Below are 20,235 nucleotides of genomic sequence, written 5' to 3' on the forward strand. Positions count from 1 at the left end.
GGCACGACGCAATATTCATCGCCGCACCCAAGCCTCGCTTATGATCAAGCGGTGATCGAGGCCCGTCATCTCCGTGTGCTGCGCGCCGTAGCCGCCACCGGCTCCTTCTCCGCGGCCGGCCGTGAACTGGGCTGCACACAGCCCGCTGTCAGCCAGCAGATGAAGGCCCTCGAAGCCTCCGTCGGCACACCGCTGGTCGTCCGCGCGGGCCGGGAGATGCGGCTGACACAGGCAGGTGAGGCGCTCGTACGGCATGCCGCGGGCATCATCGCCGGCCTCACCGCCGCCGAGGAGGAGGTCGCCGCGATCGCGGGGCTGCGCGCGGGCCGTGTCCGCCTGGTCTCGTTCCCCAGCGGCAGCTCCACGCTCGTACCGACCGCGCTCGCGGCCCTGCGCGCCGCGCACCCCGGAACCCGGGTCTCCCTGGAGGAGGCCGAACCGCCGAAGTCCGTCGAAATGCTCCGCGAGGGCGACTGCGACGTGGCTCTCGCCTTCCGGTACGAGGGTGCTGCGGACGAGGGGGAGTGGGCGGATCTGGTGGTACGGCCGCTGCTCATGGACCGGCTCGTCGGACTGGTGCCCGAGGGGCACCGGCTGGCTCGTGCGGAATCGGTCGCCATCGGCGAACTCGCCGGAGAACCGTGGATCGCGGGCTGCCCCCGTTGTCGCGGCCAGCTGGTGGAGGTCTGTGAGGCCGCGGGTTTCACGCCCCGCATCGATTTCGCGACCGACGACTATCCGGCGGTGGTCGGGCTGGTCGGGGCAGGCCTAGGTGTCGCCGTCCTGCCGGAGCTCGCCATCGAGTCCGTACGTCCCAAGGGAGCCCGCACGGTGACGGTGGATCCGGCGGTCCGGCGGGAGATCGTCGCGCTCACGCTGCCGGACCTGGCCCAGGTGCCGGCGGTGGCGGCCACGCTGAATCAGCTGACCCGGGCCGCGACGCGCTGAGAACGGCGTCGGCCGGGCCTCTTTGAAGAAACGTTCCTTCAGTTATTCGGCGAAGTGTTTCCGTTGGGTGCCGACGCCGAGACGAGGCGGTGGCGTGCGCGCCCCATGAGCTCTTCTCGTTCGTCCTCGGTCAGCCCGCCCCACACCCCGTACGGCTCGCGTACCGACAGTGCGTGGGCGGCGCACTCCGCGCGTACCGGGCATCTCATGCAGACCTCTTTGGCCGAGTTCTCGCGAGCACTCCGCGCCGCACCGCGCTCGCCCTCCGGGTGGAAGAAGAGCGAGCTGTCGACTCCGCGGCAGGCCGCAAGGAGCTGCCAGTCCCACAGATCCGCGTTCGGTCCGGGAAGGCGGGAGAAATCTGCCATTGCGTTGTCCCCTTGTTGCCGTTCTGTGCGGATACCTGCTCATGACCGTACAACGACGATCTAAGGAGATGAAAATATGACTCATTGCGAATCTATCTACAGACACCAGCGAATGGGAAGAAAACCGGCTAAATGGGGCACGGCATGTGATGAAACCTTGTGGGTCCGTTGCGGGCATCTGCACCGTGTCCGCGCCCTCACGTAGAGTGCCGAAGATGGCTCGCGGCCCCGTAACTCTTTCGAGTGACCGTCGTTGAGAGTGCGAGGCGGTTGAAGGAACAAGCGCTCGGGAGACGGCAGTGTCCGTCGGCGAGTGTCGACCGCACAGGTGACGATTTCGTACCAGCCTGGAGGCTCAAGGTGACGCGCATCAGCTGGGGAGGGCGGCCATGACATCCGTCCTCGTCTGCGACGACTCCCCGCTTGCCCGAGAGGCGCTCCGCCGCGCGGTCGCGACCGTGCCCGGTGTCGAGCGCGTGACGACGGCGGCCAACGGCGAGGAAGTCCTCCGCCGCTGGGGCGCCGACCGCTCGGACCTGATTCTGATGGACGTACGCATGCCCGGTCTGGGTGGCGTGGAGACGGTCCGGCGGCTGCTGTCCGCCGACCCCGGTGCGCGCATCATCATGCTCACCGTCGCCGAGGACCTGGACGGTGTGGCGCTCGCCGTGGCCGCAGGGGCCCGCGGCTATCTGCACAAGGACGCCTCGCGCGCGGAGCTGCGGGCGACCGTGACCCAGGCGCTCGCCGACCCGACGTGGCGGCTCGCCCCGCGCAGACTGAGGTCGGCCGAGATGGGCGCAGCCCCCACGCTCACCGCGCGTGAGATTCAGGTCCTGGAGGGCATGAGCCACGGCAGGTCGAACGCGGAGATCGGCCGTGAGCTGTTCCTCTCCGAGGACACCGTGAAGACCCACGCGCGGCGTCTGTTCAAGAAACTCGGCGCCTCGGACCGCGCACACGCGGTGGCGCTCGGCTTCCGGTGGGGCCTGGTCCGCTAGGTGAGCGAGCCGTCGCGGGGATACGGCCATCCCCGCCCGCCGCACGGCGGGTGGGGCCGGGCCGGAGGGGGATCGAAGTCGGCTGCTCGGGTGCCCGATGCCCGTTTCCCGGCTGATGCCGCATCCTTGAGGTGTGGAGTTCCTCGGGGACGAGTCGGTCGAGCGGGAGGGGAGGGCGCAGGAGATGAGTTCCGGCGCACCTGCTCATAACGCTTCGGTGCACAACTATGGACGCGGTGCCACGGATCGGAAGACACCAGGGCACCATGGATCGATGCGCGACGACGAGACGACGGTGATCGGTGCGCTCGTCCATCGTGCTGTCGACGGCGACGAGCAGGCGACGCACGACCTGCTCGCCCATGTTCACCCCCTCGCGCTGCGCTACTGCCGCACCCGGCTGTCCAGACTTCCGGGTGACGCGCGGCACTTCGTGGAGGACCTGGCGCAGGAGGTCTGCGTGGCGGTGCTCCTCGCACTGCCGCGCTACAAGGACACGGGGCGGCCTTTCGAGGCCTTCGTCTTCGCCATCGCCGCGCACAAGGTCGCAGACCTGCAGCGCGCCGCGATGCGCCACCCGGGCTCGACGGCCGTGCCGTCGGACGAGATGCCCGAGCGGCCCGACGACTCCCTCGGCCCCGAGGAGCGCGCTCTCCTCAGTAGCGACGCAGAGTGGGCCAAGAAGCTCCTCGCCAACCTCCCGGAGAACCAGCGCGAGCTGCTCCTCCTGAGGATCGCGGTGGGCCTCACGGCCGAGGAGACGGGCCAGATGCTGGGGATGTCACCGGGCGCGGTGCGCGTGGCCCAGCACCGGGCACTGAGCCGGTTGAGGGCGCTGGCCGAGCAGTAGACCGGCTTCCGTACGCGCGCACATGCTGCGGGCGGGAGCCGCGAGATCGTGCCTCTCGGCCGGCTGCGCCCGGGGTGAACGGGGAGGTCACCCCACCCGTAGGTACCTACGAAGCCGCAGGGTGGCCCGGAGCGTGGAATCAGAGACCCCCGCTTCCCGTTAGCATGGACATCCGCACCGATCAAGGCCATTGGGGAAGGTGTCATGACTGCCAACGTCGACGGAGTGCCCGAGAAATTCGCGACACTCGGGCTGACCTACGACGATGTGCTGCTCCTGCCGGGCGCGTCGGAGGTTCTTCCGAACGCGGTCGACACCTCGTCCCGCATCTCCCGCAACGTGCGCGTGAACATTCCGCTGCTCTCGGCGGCGATGGACAAGGTGACCGAGTCCCGCATGGCGATCGCCATGGCTCGGCAGGGCGGCGTCGGCGTACTCCACCGCAATCTGTCCATCGAGGACCAGGCCAACCAGGTCGACCTGGTGAAGCGCTCCGAGTCCGGGATGGTCACCGACCCGATCACGGTGCACCCGGACGCGACGCTGGCCGAGGCCGACGCCCTGTGCGCGAAGTTCCGCATCAGCGGTGTCCCGGTCACCGACGGCAACGGCAAGCTGCTCGGGATCGTCACCAACCGCGACATGGCGTTCGAGACCGATCGCAACCGTCAGGTGCGCGAGGTCATGACGCCCATGCCGCTGGTGACGGGCAAGGTCGGCATCTCCGGGGTCGACGCGATGGAGCTGCTGCGTCGCCACAAGATCGAGAAGCTTCCCCTGGTCGACGACGCGGGCATCCTCAGGGGCCTCATCACGGTCAAGGACTTCGTGAAGGCCGAGAAGTACCCGAGCGCCGCGAAGGACGCCGAGGGCCGGCTGCTCGTCGGCGCCGCCGTGGGCGCCAGCCCCGAGGCCCTCGAGCGGGCCCAGGCGCTCGCCGAGGCCGGCGCGGACTTCCTGATCGTCGACACCTCCCACGGGCACAACAGCAACGCCCTCAACTGGATGGCCAAGATCAAGTCGAGCGTGAGCGTCGACGTGATCGGCGGCAACGTCGCCACCCGGGACGGCGCCCAGGCCCTGATCGACGCCGGTGTCGACGGCGTCAAGGTGGGCGTGGGACCGGGCTCGATCTGCACCACCCGAGTGGTCGCCGGTATCGGTGTTCCGCAGGTCACCGCCATCTACGAGGCAGCTCTCGCGGCCCGCGCCGCGGGCGTCCCGGTGATCGGCGACGGCGGTCTGCAGTACTCCGGCGACATCGGCAAGGCCCTGGCCGCCGGTGCCGACACGGTCATGCTCGGCAGCCTCCTCGCGGGTTGCGAGGAGTCGCCCGGCGAGCTGCTCTTCATCAACGGCAAGCAGTTCAAGTCGTACCGCGGCATGGGTTCCCTCGGCGCCATGCAGTCCCGGGGCCAGGGCAGGTCGTACTCGAAGGACCGCTACTTCCAGGCCGACGTCGCCTCCGACGACAAGCTGGTACCGGAAGGCATCGAGGGGCAGGTGCCCTACCGCGGCCCGCTGGCGAACGTGCTGCACCAGCTCGTCGGCGGTCTGCGCCAGACCATGGGCTACGTGGGCGCCGCCACGGTCGACGAGATGGAGTCGAAGGGCCGGTTCGTCCGGATCACCTCGGCGGGCCTGAAGGAGAGCCACCCGCACGACATCCAGATGACGGTCGAGGCACCGAACTACAGCCGCGGCCAGTAGTCGCGCGACTCGTAAACGGCCCGCACGCGCGCGTGAGGCACGTCCGAGGGCGGTCCCGGAGGCTCCGGGACCGCCCTTGTCGTGGGTGTCGGGGATACTGGACGGTGCTGAAACGCAGAGGGAAAGGCCACACACGTGACTGAGATCGAGATCGGGCGCGGCAAGCGCGGCCGCCGGGCGTACGCCTTCGACGACATCGCCGTCGTCCCCAGCCGCCGTACGCGAGACCCGAAGGAGGTCTCGATCGCCTGGCAGATCGACGCCTACCGCTTCGAGCTGCCCTTCCTGGCGGCTCCCATGGACTCGGTCGTCTCGCCGGCCACCGCGATCCGCATCGGCGAGCTCGGCGGCCTCGGCGTACTGAACCTCGAGGGGCTGTGGACGCGGTACGAGGACCCCCAGCCGCTCCTCGACGAGATCGCCGCGCTGGACGCCGACACCGCCACCCGCCGCCTCCAGGAGATCTACACGGCTCCCATCAAGGAGGAGCTGATCGGGCAGCGCATCAAGGAGGTGCGCGACTCGGGCGTGGTCACCGCGGCCGCGCTCTCGCCCCAGCGCACGGCCCAGTTCTCCAAGGCCGTCGTGGACGCGGGCGTCGACATCTTCGTGATCCGCGGTACGACGGTGTCGGCCGAGCACGTGTCGGGCGCCTCCGAGCCGCTGAACCTGAAGCAGTTCATCTACGAACTGGACGTCCCGGTCATCGTCGGCGGCTGCGCCACGTACACGGCGGCGCTGCACCTGATGCGTACGGGCGCGGCCGGTGTCCTGGTGGGCTTCGGCGGCGGCGCCGCCCACACCACGCGCAACGTGCTCGGCATCCAGGTGCCCATGGCGACGGCGGTCGCCGATGTCGCGGGCGCGCGCCGTGACTACATGGACGAGTCCGGCGGCCGGTACGTGCACGTGATCGCGGACGGCGGTGTCGGCTGGTCCGGCGACATCCCGAAGGCCATCGCCTGCGGCGCCGACTCCGTGATGATGGGCTCCCCGCTCGCGCGCGCCACGGACGCGCCGGGCAAGGGCAACCACTGGGGCATGGAGGCCGTCAACGACGAACTGCCGCGCGGCAAGAAGGTCGACCTCGGCACGGTCGGCACCATCGAGGAGGTCCTGACGGGTCCGTCGCACACGCCGGACGGCTCGATGAACTTCTTCGGTGCGCTGCGGCGGGCGATGGCCACGACCGGCTACAGCGAGCTCAAGGAGTTCCAGCGGGTCGAGGTGACGGTGGCGGACTCGCAGCACAAGAGGTAGGCCTTACGGCGACAAGGGGCCCGGACCTGCACGGTCCGGGCCCCTTCGTGTGTCCAAAAGGGCCTGGTGGGGCGTGTTTTGCCGTAGGGGGCGCATGGTTGCGTTCTGGGCGAATGTGCATCTAATGGCCGCATCGGGGCGATAGTGTCCGTGCGGCGCCCCGGTTGTGTGGGGCGCCCCCTTCCAAGGACAAGGTTCCGGACCCCGGCCCTCGGGGCCCGGCTCGAGCTCCAACGGACCGCCTACCGGGCCACTGGGCGGCGTCGTGGAAGGGGGCGCCTATGGGCCGCCACCGCAAGCCCACCCGCTGGGATCGGATCCGTCTGTGGATGGTGAAGTGCCGGAGGAGGTGGATCTTGCGGATTCACGGATGGTGAGCGGCCGCCCCTATACACACTAGGGGCGGACACCCGTAACCCGTCAGGAGCCTGCCGCAGTGCCTGCTGCGGTGGGCTCCACCTCTTTGTACGGTACCGGATCCGCCGTCGGGCGGCTTGGCACCGGGGGAGGTGGATCTTGCGGATTTCGGATGGTGAGCGGCCGCCCCTATACACAGTAGGGGCGGACACCCGTAACCCGTCAGGAGCCTGCCGCAGTACCCCCTGCGGTGGGCTCCGCCTGTCCGTACGCTAGCGGCGGCACAGCCCCGCACGCCACCAGCCCCAGAGGCACAACCACCCGCACGCGCCCCCTTCACAACCTATGCGCCGCCCCCGTGGGCGTAGCCCCCCGCGTGTCCAACAGCAACTGCGCCTTCACCGACAGCCCCTGCAGGTCATACGTCCGGTGGTGCTGAAGCAGGATCGTCAGGTCCGCGTCGGCGGCGGCCTCGTACAGGGAGTCCGCGCGCGGGACCGGGCGGTCCAGGACGCTCCAGGACGGTACGTACGGGTCGTGGTAGCTGATGGCGGCGCCCAGTTCCAGCAGCCGGAGCGCGATCTCGTGGGCGGGGGAGCCCTGTTGGTCCGCGTGGTCCGGCTTGTACGTCACGCCGAGGAGCAGCACGCGTGCGCCGCGGGCGGACTTGCCGTGCTCGTTGAGGAGCGCGGCCGCGCGCTGGATGACGTACTGGGGCATGTGGTGATTGACCTGCTGGGCCAGTTCGACCATGCGCAGGGAGCGGGCTCTGGGGCCCGCGAGGTCGCGTGGGACGGCGTGACCGCCCACCCCGGGGCCGGGGCGGAAGCCCTGGAAGCCGAACGGTTTGGTCTCGGCGCAGCGGATGACGTCCCACAGGTCGACGCCCAAGTCATGACAGAGGACGGCCATTTCGTTGACCAGGGCGATGTTGACGTGCCGGTAGTTGGTCTCCAGGAGCTGCACGGTTTCCGCTTCGCGCGGTCCACGCGCGCGTACGACCTTGTCGGTGAGGCGGCCGTAGAAGGCGGCGGCGGACTCGGTGCAGGCGGGTGTGAGGCCGCCGATGACCTTCGGAGTNCGGACTCGGTGCAGGCGGGTGTGAGGCCGCCGATGACCTTCGGAGTGTTGGCGGGGGTGTGGTCGCGGTTGCCCGGGTCGACACGGCTGGGCGAGTACACGAGGTGGAAGTCGCGGCCGGCGCTCAGCCCGGAACCCTCTTCCAGGAGGGGGCGGAGGAATTCCTCCGTGGTCCCCGGGTATACGGGTGACTCCAGGATCACGGTGGTATGCGGGCGCAGCTGTGCGGCCAGAGCGCGGGCGGCGGTGGCCAGGTGGCCGAGGTCGAGCGTGCCGTCCGCACCGAGGGGGGTGGGCGCGCAGATGACGGCGGTTCGTACGCGGCCGAGCTCGACGGGGTTGGTGGTGAGCCGGAAGCCTCCCGACAGCATCCGGCGCAGGTCGGCGGCGGACAGGGGCGCGGGGTCGCCGCTCTGGTAGCCGAGCGTGGGGAGGCCGGCGGTGACGGCGGCCTGTGCCAGGGGCAGTCCGAGCTGGCCGAGGCCGATGACGGCGAGATCTGCGGGCATGGCGGTGGGCCGTCCTTCCCAGTAGCCGAAGTGGGGCGAGGGCGCAAGCCCTGTGGACAGAACGGGCGAGCGCAATGTCAGACTAGGAGTAAATATGACCGATTTATGGGATTGCTCGGCCGTGATTCCTTGCGCGTCGCCGAGCGTTGTCCACAGGCTGGCCGTGGGTGGTGGCCGATGGTGGGCAACCCGGCGAGAATTCGGGCATGGGGGATGTGAGCCGGCATTGCCGCACGGCGAGACCAGCGCGACAGACAGCGGGAGGCAGCGGTGAGGACAGCGACACTGGGACCGGCCGAGCGCGCCGAGTCCCTCGCGGGAATGGCCGAGCGCGAGCTGGATGTGCTGGTCGTGGGTGCGGGGGTGGTCGGCGCGGGCACCGCGCTGGACGCCGCGACGCGCGGCCTGTCCACCGGGCTGGTGGAGGCGCGTGACTGGGCGTCCGGCACGTCGAGCCGGTCGAGCAAGCTGATCCACGGCGGTCTGCGGTATCTGGAGATGCTCGACTTCGCGCTGGTACGCGAGGCGTTGAAGGAGCGCGGGCTGTTGCTGGAGCGGCTGGCGCCGCACCTCGTGAAGCCTGTCCCGTTCCTGTATCCACTGCAGCACAAGGGCTGGGAGCGGCTGTACGCGGGATCGGGCGTCGCGCTCTACGACGGTATGTCGATGGCGCGCGGCCATGGACGCGGGCTGCCCATGCACCGCCACCTGACGCGTCGCCACGCCCTGCGCGTCGCCCCTTGTTTGAAGAAGGAGGCGCTGGTCGGGGCGTTGCAGTACTACGACGCGCAGATGGACGACGCCCGCTATGTGGCCACGCTGGTGCGCACGGCGGCTGCGTACGGCGCGAAGGCCGCCAACCGCGCGCGCGTGACCGGCTTCCTGCGCGAGGGCGAGCGGGTCGTCGGCGCCAGGGTGCAGGACGTGGAAGCGGGCGGGGAGTACGAGATCCACGCCAAGCAGGTCGTCAACGCGACGGGGGTGTGGACGGACGACACCCAGGCGATGGTGGGGGAGCGGGGGCAGTTCCACGTCCGGGCGTCCAAGGGCATCCACCTGGTCGTACCGAAGGACCGGATCCACTCGACGACGGGGCTGATCCTGCGGACCGAGAAGTCCGTGCTGTTCGTGATCCCCTGGGGGCGCCACTGGATCGTGGGCACCACGGACACCGACTGGGACCTCGACAAGGCGCACCCGGCGGCGTCCAGCGCGGACATCGACTATCTCCTGGAGCACGTCAACTCCGTGCTGGCGGTCCCTCTTTCCCGGGACGACGTGCAGGGCGTGTACGCGGGGCTGCGGCCGCTGCTGCGCGGGGAGTCGGAAGCCACCAGCAAGCTGTCGCGCGAGCACACCGTGGCGCATCCGGTGCCGGGACTCGTGGTCGTGGCGGGCGGCAAGTACACGACGTACCGCGTGATGGCGAAGGACGCCGTGGACGAGGCGGTGCACGGCCTCGACCAGCGCGTCGCCGACTGCGTCACCGAGGACATCCCGCTCATCGGAGCCGAGGGCTACCGGGCGCTGTGGAACGCGCGAGCGCGGATCGCCGCGCGGACCGGGCTCCATGTGGTGCGCGTGGAGCACCTGCTGAACCGGTACGGGTCGATGGCCGAGGAGTTGCTCGATCTCATCGCCGCGGACGCCAGGCTGGGCGAACCGTTGCCGGCTGCCGAGGACTATCTGCGCGCCGAGATCGTGTACGCCGCCTCGCACGAGGGGGCGCGGCATCTGGACGACGTGCTGACACGGCGGACGCGCATCTCCATCGAGACGTTCGACCGTGGGACGCGCAGTGCGCGGGAGGCGGCGGAGTTGATGGCGCCGGTGCTCGGCTGGGACAAGGACCAGATCGAGCGCGAGGTGCAGCACTACGAGAAGCGTGTGGAGGCGGAGCGCGAGTCGCAGCGGCAGCCGGACGACCTGACGGCGGACGCGGCGCGGCTGGGGGCGCCGGACATAGCGCCGTTGTAGGCGGCTCCGGGGCGCCGCGGGGGGACGGGCGTCCCTCGAAGCGTCCCTCGAATCGTCACTCGAACGGGTGTCGTGAGCTGGGATCTCTGCTCGGAACCGGCTCGTTCTAAGAGGTGAGAGGGCAGAACTCGGCGGCGAGCAGGGCGGGTTCGAGGCGGGGGTCTGCTATCTCGTCCGTGTTCACGCGGAAGGTGACGACGCGACGGCCGTCGCGGGTGGCTGCGGTCCGGACGTAGCTGCCGGATATGCGGCCGTCGTGGCCCCACACCGTCGTGCCGCACGGGAGCTTCACGGGGTAGAGGCCCATGCCGTACGAGCCATGTGCGGTGCGGGTGTCGAGCATCTCGCGCAGTTGACGTGGCGGCAGCAGGTCGCCGCGGAGCAGGGCCGCGTAGAAGCGGTTCAGGTCGGCGAGCGTGGTGACCAGCTCGCCCGCCGCGCCGGCCACGCGGGGGTCCAGTTCGGTCACGTCGGAACCGTCGGTGGCGTACGCGCGGCCGTGCGGGTCGGGCAGCGAGCGACGGCTGCCCGGGAAGGAGGTGCCTATCAGATGCAGAGGGGTGACTATGCGCCGCTCGGCCTCGGCGGCGTACGAGCGACCGGTGACCTGCTCGACGACCATGCCGAGCAAAACGTAGTTGGTGTTGGAGTAGGCGAAGCGGCCGCGGTCGGCCGGAGGGTGGGTGAGCGCGATGCGTACGGCCTGAAGGGGCGTCAGGGAGACGGTGCCCTTGGTGATGGTGGTGAAGTCGGCTATGCCGCTGGTGTGCGTGAGCAGGGCGCGCAGGGTCACGGCGCGACCGTCGTTGCCCGCGCCGCGCACCAGGCCCGGCAGGTGAGCGTCCACCGAGTCCGACAGGGACAGGCGGTGTTCGGCGGCCAGTTGCAGGACGAGCGTCGCGATGAAGGTCTTGGTGATGCTGCCGGCGCGGAAATGGTCGGCGGCGTGGATGGCGGCGCCGGTCCGGGGCTCGGGGTGGTCCGCGGGGCGGCCGGTCTCGGGGCCGGCTGCGGCTCGGTTCGGGGTGCGGCTCGTAGTGCTAGTGGGTGTGCGGCTCGTGGTGCGGCCCTGGGGGCCGTCCGTGGTGGGGGCCGGCGTGTCGGCCGCGGTGCCGTTCGGAGTGCGGTTCGAGGTGCCGTCAGTGGTGCGGCCGTTGGTGCCGGTGCCGGTGCTGCTGCCGCTGGAAGTGCTGTCCGCTGAAAGGGGGGCTTCCATATGGGCGAAGTGGGTGCCGGTTTCCTCGCGGGCCATCAGAGCGGCGGCCGGAGCTCTGCCCCGGGTGACGAGTTGTGCGAGGGCGGTGTCCGAGGCCGGGGGAGTGGGGGCCGATGAGGCGGTCGGCACCAGGCCGAGGAGGGTCACGGATACAGGAATGACCAGTAGTGTCCTGGTTGGCGGCATCACGGTCCTTCCTGTTACGGCCCATCATGCGGTACGGCTCGTTCCGGTTGACGGGCGGTCCCGAGGGGCGGGACGGTTCGGGGCGGGGCGCTTCCGGAGAGAGGAGCACCCTGGGGCAAGGACCGGTCCCGGGGTGAGGGACAATGGAGGCTCTGTCGGGGCGGGTTGCATGAGGGGACGCATGTCGGAGGCGGAGCGGAGCGGGGCATCCCGTCAGGGAAAGAGCGAACGTCTCCTCGCCGGGCGGTACCGGCTGGGAGAAGTCCTCGGCCGCGGCGGCATGGGCACCGTGTGGCGGGCCAAGGACGAGACGCTGGGCCGGACGGTCGCCGTCAAGGAACTGCGGTTCCCCTCGAGCATCGACGAGGAGGAGAAGCGGCGGCTGATCACGCGCACCCTGCGTGAGGCCAAGGCGATCGCGCGGATCCGTAACCACGGCGCGGTGACGGTCTACGACGTGGTCGACGAGGACAACCGGCCATGGATCGTGATGGAGCTCATCGAGGGCAAGTCGCTCGCCGAGGCGATCCGTGAGGACGGGCTGCTCACACCGAAGCGCGCGGCCGAGGTCGGGCTCGCCGTCCTCGACGTACTGCGTGCGGCGCACCGCGAGGGCATTCTGCACCGTGATGTGAAGCCGTCGAACGTGCTCATCTCCGAAGACGGCCGGGTCGTGCTCACCGACTTCGGTATCGCGCAGGTCGAGGGCGACCCGTCGATCACGTCGACGGGCATGCTCGTCGGCGCGCCCTCCTACATCTCCCCCGAGCGGGCGCGAGGCCACAAGCCGGGGCCCGCGGCCGACCTGTGGTCGCTCGGTGGACTGCTGTACGCGTCGGTGGAGGGCGTGCCCCCGTACGACAAGGGGTCCGCCATCACGACGCTCACCGCGGTGATGACGGAGCCACTGGAACAGCCCAAGAACGCCGGGCCGTTGGAGCCGGTCATCTACGGGCTGCTCGTCAAGGACCCCGACCAGCGGCTCGACGAAGCGGCGGCGCGGTCGATGCTCAGCGAGGTGATCCACGCCCCCGAGCCCAAGGAGACCGAGCCGGAACCGGCCGAAGCGACGAAGGTCGTGCCGTTGCCGGAGGCGCCGGACGCTCCGTATGCCCCTTCGAAGAAGGCCAAGGCCGGCAGAACGAGCAAGAAGGGTGAGGAGGCGGCGGAGCGGCTGCGCGGGGCGTTCCGGTCCGTGCGGAAGGGCGCTGCCGAGGCGGCGGCGGGAGCGGCCACAGCGGTCGCCGGGGCCCGCGGAAAGACATCCGGTGGTTCCGGTTCAGCCGGCGAGACCGGCTCGTCCGGCCCGACCGCCTCTTCCGGTTCCTCCGCCCCTGCCGACACCGGCTCTTCCAGCTCCTCCGACTCTTCTGCTGAGGGTGCGGCCACGGCTTCCCGGAGCGAGGGAGCTTCCGAGAGTGCCGTTTCCACGGGGACGGCTGCCTCCGGGACGGCTGCCTCCGGGGCAGCGGTCGCGGATACGGCCGCTTCGGGTGCGGAGACGGCCGCAGGGAAGAAGGCCGGAGCATCCGCAGGAGTTTCTGACAGCACCACGGCCGGGTTGAACTCCGATGCGGCGAGAAGTACTTCAGGAACGGGCGGCGGTACACCGCCGCGCACGCCCCCGGGCGCGCGGCTCACCGACGTGGTGTCAAGGCGCGCGTTGGTGATCGCCGCGGTGGTCGTGGTGCTCGCCGTGCTCGGTACGGTCCTCGCGGTCACGTGGGGTGACGACGAAGACCCCGGAGCGTCGGGGAACAAGAGCGGTGCCACGAGTTCCGCGTCCGGCGGGGCGGACGCGGGCAGCGGCCCCAAGCAGGACGAGAGCGGCGACACCGGCGCCGACGGCAGCGAGAAGACGGACCCCGCCTCCGGGGGAGCGTCCACGGGGAGCACGCCGAGCGCGAGTGCGTCGAGCGGGTCGGACGACGACAGCGGCGACGGTGCGGACAACGGCGCCGTGTCGACGTACAAGGGGGGCCAAGGATTCTCGATCGGGCTGCCGAAGGGGTGGAAGTACCAGTCCACGGACGTGGCCGGGGCCAGGTTCACCGGTCCTGACGGGCAGAAGTTGCTGGTCGCGTGGACGACTAGGCCCCCGAGCGACCCGGTGGCGGACTGGACGAAGCAAGAGGGGTTCATGCGGCGGGCGCAGTACGAGCGGATCCGCATCGAGAAGGTGGGCTACCGCGGCTGGAACACGGCCGACTGGGAGTTCACTTACGTCGAGGGCGGGACGAAGTTCCGGTCGATCGACCGTGGGTTCCGCGTCAACGACCACCTCGGGCATGCGCTCATGTACACCGCGAAGGCTTCGGAGTGGCGCAGCGACCTTCGCAGGGACACATGGCGGACGCTGACCAAGACGTTCCAACCCAAGTCCTGACGTTCAAACCCAAGCCCTGAGGGATATGAGGGAAACGGAAGTCTTGAGATCTCGCATCCCCTCACTCCGGGTTGCCTCCGGCACGTATCGTGAGTGGTTGCGGACCGTACGCAGCCATATCGGCAGCCACAACGGGACGTGTGACGAGCGGAATTGACCGACCTGGCCGGCCGGGGGAGGCATCGTGGACGAATATGCGGGACGGGTACTCGCCGACCGCTACCGCCTGCCGCTGCCGCCCACGGACGAGTACGAACTCGCCGAGACCCGGGCCTTCGACACCTACAGCGGGCAGGAAGTCCTGGTCAGGCAGGTGCCGTTGCCCGAAATCGTCGAGGCGGAGGTGCTCGACGCGGACGGGTTGCCCGACGGGTTCGTGGCGCGGGACGCCGGGGTGCGGCGGGCCTCCGCGGGGACCACGCGGCGCCCCACCGAGCCTGCCGTGCGCCGGGCGATCGAGGCGGCGCAGGCAGCCGCCCAGATACCCGACCATCCACGGCTCGACCAGGTCTTCGACGTGTTCGCCGAGGGCGGGTCGCTGTGGATAGTCAGTGAGCTGGTGGCCGCGCGGCCGCTGGCGGCGCTGCTCGCGGAGCGCCCGCTGAGTCCGTACCGGGCCGCCGAGGTCGCCGCCGACGTCCTGACGGCGTTGCGGGTACTGCACGCCCATGGGTGGGTGCACCGGAACATCACCGCCCGTACGGTTCTCGTCTGCGACGACGGACGGGTGATGCTGACGGGGCTCGCGGCCGGGGCGGCCGAGGAGGCGCTCTGCGGGTACGACCCGGTGCCGGCTGCCGAGGGTGCGGGCGGTGAGGCGGAGCCGGCGGTGTCCAGCCCCGACCCCAACTCACCTTCCCGTTCCCCTTCCCCTTCCCCTTCCGCCTTCCCTTCGCCCTCACCTTCCGGCTCCGGATCGGGTTCCAGTTCCAGCTCAAGTTCAAGCGCGCGTTCCGGATCGGGCGCCGTCGAGGCGGTGCCGGGAGGCGGTGCGGCCGGGGCGCCCGTGGTGCCCGTGACGCAGCCCCCGGCCGCGGGGCGGCGGGCGTTGGAGGCTTCCGGCAACGACGTCAGGGCCGCGCGGGCCGGGGCCATCGCGGCCTATCGCGCCGGTGCGCGGGCCGCGGCGCGCGTGCACGAGGAGCAACAGGGAGGGCCGAACGCGGCGTTGCCCGCGCCGCGGCCACGGCCGGCCGAGGGCAGCGACACCGGCGCCGGGCCGGCCTCCGGGTACGGCATGGAGGGCACGCAGGCGCCGGGCCAGATCGCCGACCCGTACGGAGTGGGCCGGGCGAACTCCTGGCACGGCGCGGCACCCCGCAGCGGCGCCCCGGCGGTCGCCGACGGCAACGGCCAGGGACACCACGCGCTCCCGGCCGCCGGACACGGAACGGGCACGGCAGGCAACAACAGCAACGGCGCCGGCTCAGCGCCCGCCCGAACCGGCTCGGCGCCCTACGGGACCGGCTCGGCGCCCTACGGGACCGGCTCCACGCCGTACGGAACCGGCTCGGCGTCGTACGGAACCGACCTCGCGCCGGGCTCCGTCACGAGCGGTGCCCCCAACCCGTCTCCCGGCCACACCACGGCACCCCCCACCCAATGGGACCACCTCGTCCCCAGCCGCGCCCCGCACCGGGGCCCCACCACCGCGCTCGCCGCCGAGCGTGCTCGCCAGGCCCGTATGGCGGTCGTGGGCCCGGTCACCGAGAGGTGGGCGCCCGAGCAGGCGGGGCCCGTTCACGAGAACTGGCAGTTGGCCGCGCCGATCGGGCCCGCGACCGACCTGTGGGCGCTCGGCGCGCTCCTCTTCCGGGCGGTTCAGGGCCACGCGCCCTACCCCGAGGAGAGCACCGCCGAGCTCGTGCAGCTCGTGTGCGCGGAGCCGCCCGCGTTCGCGGAGGAGTGCGGGCCGCTCCGGCCGGTCGTGGAGTCGCTGCTGCGACAGGACCCCACCGATCGGCTGGACTTCGAGGAGCTGCGCGGCTGGCTGCGCTCCCTCGTGCGCTCGGCGCCCGAGCCGGAGGCGGGAACGCATGTCGTGGCGGCGCCGCCCATGGACCCGACGCGCCTGCCCGTCGTACGCCGCCGGGGCGAGCTCGTCCGCAAGCGCCGCGCCGGACTGCCCGACACGCACGGCCGCCACAAGCGGGCCAAACAGGGGAAGCAGCCCAAGCCCCGTCGCCTCGGCCGCACGCTGCTGTTACTGATCCTGCTGGCGCTGGCCGCGGCCGTCGCGTACGCCATGGTCTTCATGCCGAAGTCCGATCCGGACGCGAGCAGCGCGCGGACCGGTACGGCCGGGGACGCCGTCCCGGCTCCCGGGCACTCGTCCGACGCTGACGCGGACACGGACACCGGCAAGGGCACGGACGGGAACGCCGACAAGGATCCGCAGCCGGGCGGGACGCCGAGCAAGGGCAACAGCCCGACCCAGTCGTCCAGTTCCACCACGCAGACCACCGGCCCCGACCTGCCCCAGGGCTTCACTCTGCGCAAGGACGCCGAGGGTTTCCGGGTCGCCGTCGCCAACGGCTGGGACCGGGCTCCGAAGAACGGGCGTGGCCAGGTCGTCTACTCCCACGGCAACTTCGAGCTGTTCGTCGTGCCCGGACGCGACACCACCCGCAAGTACGGCAGCGATCCGATGACGTACCAGCGGGAGGATGAGCGCGAACTCCAGCCGTTCCGCGACTCGACCTGGGCCACGTCCAGCGGGATGCGGCGGATCGACGTGGGCGGACGGACCATGGCCGAGGGCCAGTTCACCTGGCAGGACGCCGAGGGGCGCGAGATCTACGTACGGAATCTCGCGATCATCGTCGACGGGCGTTACCACGTGGTGCAGTTGCGCGGGCCGGAAGCCGAGCGGGACGAGGTGACACGGCTGTACGAGCAGGCGTCGGCCACCTATCAGGTCACCGACTGACGGCGGAGCGCCCCGCAGAACCCGCCCACTCCTCCTCAGTACCGGCCCATTCCTCCCCGTACGCGCCCACTCCTCCCCAGCTCCCGCCAACTCTCCTGCGGTTCACCCCAGTTCCCCGGAGTTCACACGGCTGCCTCCCCCAGGTCCCGCTTTGGTTCCCTCCCGAGCGCGGAAGGGACAACCATCACAGTGCGGTCTCCTGGGGGCCCCGCCGGTTCCCTGTGCGCAGGCCGGTCCCTAATCTGAGCCCTGCCAAGACCATTGCGGGGAAACGTGAATCAGATGCAGGGCCTGCTCCTCTCCGAGCGCTACCGGCTCGTCGACGCCATCGGCAGCGGCGGCATGGGGAGGGTGTGGCGCGCACACGACGAGGTGCTGCACCGTGCCGTCGCGATCAAGGAGCTGACGGCCGCGCTGTACGTCTCCGAGAGCGACCAGGGTGTGCTGCTTGCCCGCACCAGGGCGGAGGCGCGCGCGGCCGCCCGGATCAACCACTCGGCCGTCGTCACGGTGCACGACGTGCTGGAGCACGACGGCCGGCCGTGGATCGTGATGGAGCTGGTCGAGGGCCGTTCGCTCGCCGACGCGGTCAAGGAGTCGGGGCGCATCGAGCCCCAGGAAGCCGCGCGCATCGGCCTGTGGGTGCTGCGTGCGCTGCGGGCCGCGCACTCGGCCGGCGTACTGCACCGCGACATCAAGCCCGGCAACGTACTTCTCTCCGACGACCGGCGCGTCCTGCTCACGGATTTCGGGATCGCCCAGGTCGAGGGCGATACGACGATCACCCGGACCGGCGAGATCGTCGGCTCGGTCGACTATCTGGCGCCCGAGCGCGTACGCGGCCACGACCCCGGCCCCTCGTCCGACCTGTGGGCGCTCGGTGCCACGCTCTACACGGCGGTCGAGGGGAAGTCGCCCTTCCGGCGGACCACGCCGCTGACCACCATGCAGGCGGTGGTCACCGAGGAGCCCGGCGAGGCGGAACACGCGGGCCCGCTCGCGCCCGTGATCACGGCCCTGCTGCGCAAGGACCCCGCCGACCGCCCCGGAGCGGAGGAGGCCGAGCACATGCTCGCCGAGGCCGCGGAGGGACGGACACCCAGCGCGGCTCAGGCCTATGTGCCGACGGAACACGTGTCGCACTCGGACACCCATGGCTGGCCGTCGGCGTCCGAACCGACGGCCGTCACGCCGCACCAGCCGATGCCCGGCTACCAATCCGCGCCCGGCCACCAGCCTTGGCCCGGTCATCAGCCGATGCCGGGTCACCAGTCTGTGCCCGGACAGCAGCCGACGTCGGGTCACCAGCACATATCCGGCACCCAGCCGGCATCCGGGCATCAGATGCCGGCCGGCCCCGCCGGCCCGGGCAAGCGCCGCCGCGGCCGCACCATCGCCCTCGTCGTGGCCGTGGCCGCGCTCGTCGGCGGAGGCGGTGCCGCGGCGATGCGGTACGCGGACGACTGGAGGCAGACGGACGGATCCTCCTCCTCTTCCTCGTCCTCGTCTTCGTCGGAGGAGAACGGGGAGAACGGGGAGGTCCAGACGGGCGCCGTGCCCGAGAACTGGGTCCGTGTCCAGGACCCCAAGGGGTTCAGCCTCGTCCTGCCCGAAGGCTGGAAGCGGCAGGCGGTGGACGAATTCCAGACCGACTACACGCCCGACGGCGGCGAGCACTTCGTCCGCATCGCCGTGGACGACTCCCCGGACTTCGACAGCCCCTACGAGCACCAGCTCGACCTGGAGCAGCAGTTGCAGCGGCTGCGCGACTACAAACGGGTGAGTCTGGAGGCCAACGTGTACCGCGACCGCCCCGGCTCGCTGTGGGACTTCTCCTGGATCGCGCAGGCGAAGGACACGCCGTTCCCCGGCCCGCGCCGGGCCATCGAGGAGACGTATCTCAGCCGCGACGGCGTCGAATACGCGATCTACGTCTCCGGGCCCGCGGAGGACTGGGAGACCACCCGCGAACAGTTCGACGCCATCCTGCGGGGCTGGCGCCCCAAGGGGGACACGGCCGGCTGACGGGGCGGCCGCCCGAGCGCCGTCCCCCGCAACGGCCCACGCCGCGTGTCCTGCGTACCGTCGCTCCTCGGCCACTGTCCTGCGCCGCCCCCGGAGCCCCGCTCAAGCGTGCGGCATGATGGGGCGCATGGGGACCGAGGGCACGGAGGGCACCGAGGGGGAGAACGTCCGCGTCATCGCGGGTCGTTACCGGCTGGAGGACAGACTCGGCCGGGGCGGTATGGGCGTCGTATGGCGTGCCATGGACCAACTGCTGGGCCGGCAGGTCGCGGTGAAGGAACTCCTCCTCGACGCCGGGCTCTCGGCGGAGGAGTCCCGATTACGGCGCGAGCGCACTCTGCGTGAGGCGCGGGCGATCGCGCAGCTCCGGCATCCGCACATCATCATCGTGCACGACGTGGTCGAGCACGACGAACGTCCGTACATGGTCATGGAGTTGGTCGAGGGCGGCTCGCTCGCCGACCGGATCTCCTCGGACGGCCCCGTGGACGCCGCCGAAGCCGCCCGGATGGGCATAGCCCTGCTGAGCGCCCTGCATCGGGCGCACTCCGCGGGTGTCTTGCACCGCGACCTGAAGCCCGCGAACGTCCTCGTCTCCGAGGCGGGGCGGGTCGTCCTCACCGACTTCGGGATCGCTCAGGTCTCCGGTGCGACGACGCTCACCGAGACCGGGGCGTTCGTCGGCTCGCCCGAGTACACCGCGCCCGAGCGGATGTCCGGGGCCCGGACCGGGCCCGAGTCCGACCTGTGGTCGCTCGGCGCGCTGCTGTGCGCGGCCCTGAGCGGCGAATCGCCGTTCCGCCGCGACTCCCTGGGCGGCATTCTGCACGCCGTCGTCTCCGACGAGATCCGTCCGCCGGCCCAGGCAGCGCCGCTCCTTCCCGTCATCCTCGGACTGCTGGAGCGCGATCCCGACCGACGCCTCGACGCGGCGGAGGCGGAACGGATGCTGCGGGCGTACCTCGACACGGGTCACACGCCCACGGTGCCGCCGGTCCATATGCCGACAGAGGGGGAAGTGCCCAGGCGGCAGCAGGTGATCGCGCCGCTCGACGCACCGTCGGCCGCGCCTTCGACCGTGCCCTCGGGCGTGCAGCCGGTGAAGCCGCCGAGCCGGCGCGTGCTGATCGCGGCCGCGCTGGTCGCCGCGATGGCGACTGCCGGGGTGTCGGCGGCCGCGCTGCTGATGAACGGCGGCGACGGCAAGGCCCCTGGGCGGCCGACGAGTTCGGCGCCGGATACGGATCCCGGCAAGGGGCCCCGCACGAGTCCGGGCCGTACAAGTCCCCCCACCAGCCCCACCGGACGCCCCGCGCCCACCGTGACCGTCACGCGTTCACCGCCCTCCGCCTCGCCCACGCGGAGCGCCTCCACCGCGCCCTCCGCGCCGACCGGCCCCGCCGCGCCCACGGGCCCCACGGCGACGGGTCGTC

12 protein-coding genes and 2 pseudogenes are annotated in these 20,235 nt (G+C 71.0%); 10 read left to right on the plus strand and 4 right to left on the minus strand.

From position 1 onward, the window contains the following. Positions 1-51: 51 nt before the first annotated feature. Positions 52-948 (plus strand): LysR family transcriptional regulator, encoded by an 897-nt coding sequence (locus tag FGD71_RS29355; protein ID WP_119103566.1) that lies wholly within the window; start codon positions 52-54, stop codon positions 946-948. A gap of 38 nt (positions 949-986) precedes the next feature. Here the strand turns inward: FGD71_RS29355 and FGD71_RS29360 are convergent, their stop codons facing one another. Then, positions 987-1,316 carry a WhiB family transcriptional regulator gene (locus FGD71_RS29360; protein WP_119103567.1) on the minus strand — a complete coding sequence of 110 codons (330 nt, stop codon included), beginning with the start codon at positions 1,314-1,316 and terminating at the stop codon, positions 987-989. 389 nt (positions 1,317-1,705) lie between these two features. Between FGD71_RS29360 and FGD71_RS29365 the strand changes: the two genes are divergently transcribed. The 4 genes from FGD71_RS29365 to FGD71_RS29380 all read left to right on the plus strand — a co-directional run bounded on the left by FGD71_RS29365 (position 1,706) and on the right by FGD71_RS29380 (position 6,137). Further along, positions 1,706-2,317, plus strand: coding sequence for a response regulator transcription factor (locus FGD71_RS29365; protein WP_003948568.1), 612 nt, complete (start codon positions 1,706-1,708; stop codon positions 2,315-2,317). 274 nt (positions 2,318-2,591) lie between these two features. Continuing rightward, complete coding sequence (locus FGD71_RS29370) at positions 2,592-3,167, plus strand: sigma-70 family RNA polymerase sigma factor (protein WP_060901477.1); 576 nt, start codon at positions 2,592-2,594, stop codon at positions 3,165-3,167. 204 nt (positions 3,168-3,371) lie between these two features. Then, on the plus strand, positions 3,372-4,877 hold the full coding sequence (gene guaB, locus FGD71_RS29375) for an IMP dehydrogenase (protein WP_119103568.1): 1,506 nt from the start codon (positions 3,372-3,374) through the stop codon (positions 4,875-4,877). A 135-nt stretch (positions 4,878-5,012) separates the two neighbouring features. Then, entirely contained in the window at positions 5,013-6,137 is a 1,125-nt protein-coding gene (locus tag FGD71_RS29380; protein WP_119103569.1) for a GuaB3 family IMP dehydrogenase-related protein, read from the plus strand. A gap of 693 nt (positions 6,138-6,830) precedes the next feature. On the opposite strand, the gene FGD71_RS49185 is transcribed toward FGD71_RS29380, so the two are convergent. Then, positions 6,831-7,574: nucleotide sugar dehydrogenase (locus tag FGD71_RS49185; protein ID WP_280528336.1), on the minus strand; the 744-nt coding region annotated here is incomplete at its 5' end. A gap of 1 nt (position 7,575) precedes the next feature. Continuing rightward, positions 7,576-8,083, minus strand: a pseudogene (locus tag FGD71_RS49190) (nucleotide sugar dehydrogenase); the annotation flags it as partial. A 270-nt stretch (positions 8,084-8,353) separates the two neighbouring features. Here FGD71_RS49190 and FGD71_RS29390 point away from each other — a divergent pair. After that, the gene (locus FGD71_RS29390) at positions 8,354-10,060 is read left to right on the plus strand and encodes a glycerol-3-phosphate dehydrogenase/oxidase (protein ID WP_119103570.1); all 1,707 of its coding nucleotides are present in this window, start codon (positions 8,354-8,356) and stop codon (positions 10,058-10,060) included. 106 nt (positions 10,061-10,166) lie between these two features. Here the strand turns inward: FGD71_RS29390 and FGD71_RS29395 are convergent, their stop codons facing one another. Further along, positions 10,167-11,423 carry a serine hydrolase domain-containing protein gene (locus tag FGD71_RS29395; RefSeq protein WP_240436830.1) on the minus strand — a complete coding sequence of 419 codons (1,257 nt, stop codon included), beginning with the start codon at positions 11,421-11,423 and terminating at the stop codon, positions 10,167-10,169. Positions 11,424-11,643: 220 nt separating this feature from the next. On the opposite strand from FGD71_RS29395, the gene FGD71_RS29400 reads away from it, so the two are divergent. The 4 genes and pseudogenes from FGD71_RS29400 to FGD71_RS29415 all read left to right on the plus strand — a co-directional run. Next, complete coding sequence (locus FGD71_RS29400) at positions 11,644-13,848, plus strand: serine/threonine-protein kinase (protein ID WP_119103571.1); 2,205 nt, start codon at positions 11,644-11,646, stop codon at positions 13,846-13,848. Positions 13,849-14,032: 184 nt separating this feature from the next. Continuing rightward, complete coding sequence (locus tag FGD71_RS29405; protein ID WP_119103572.1) at positions 14,033-16,777, plus strand: protein kinase; 2,745 nt, start codon at positions 14,033-14,035, stop codon at positions 16,775-16,777. Between the two features lie 282 nt (positions 16,778-17,059). Next, on the plus strand, positions 17,060-18,802 hold the full coding sequence (locus tag FGD71_RS29410) for a serine/threonine-protein kinase (RefSeq protein WP_119103573.1): 1,743 nt from the start codon (positions 17,060-17,062) through the stop codon (positions 18,800-18,802). A gap of 115 nt (positions 18,803-18,917) precedes the next feature. Continuing rightward, a pseudogene (locus FGD71_RS29415) lies at positions 18,918-20,216 on the plus strand (serine/threonine-protein kinase); the annotation flags it as partial. Positions 20,217-20,235: the final 19 nt, after the last annotated feature.

It is taken from the genome of Streptomyces sporangiiformans (assembly GCF_005768555.2).
GTDB classification, from domain to species: Bacteria; Actinomycetota; Actinomycetes; order Streptomycetales; family Streptomycetaceae; genus Streptomyces; species Streptomyces sporangiiformans.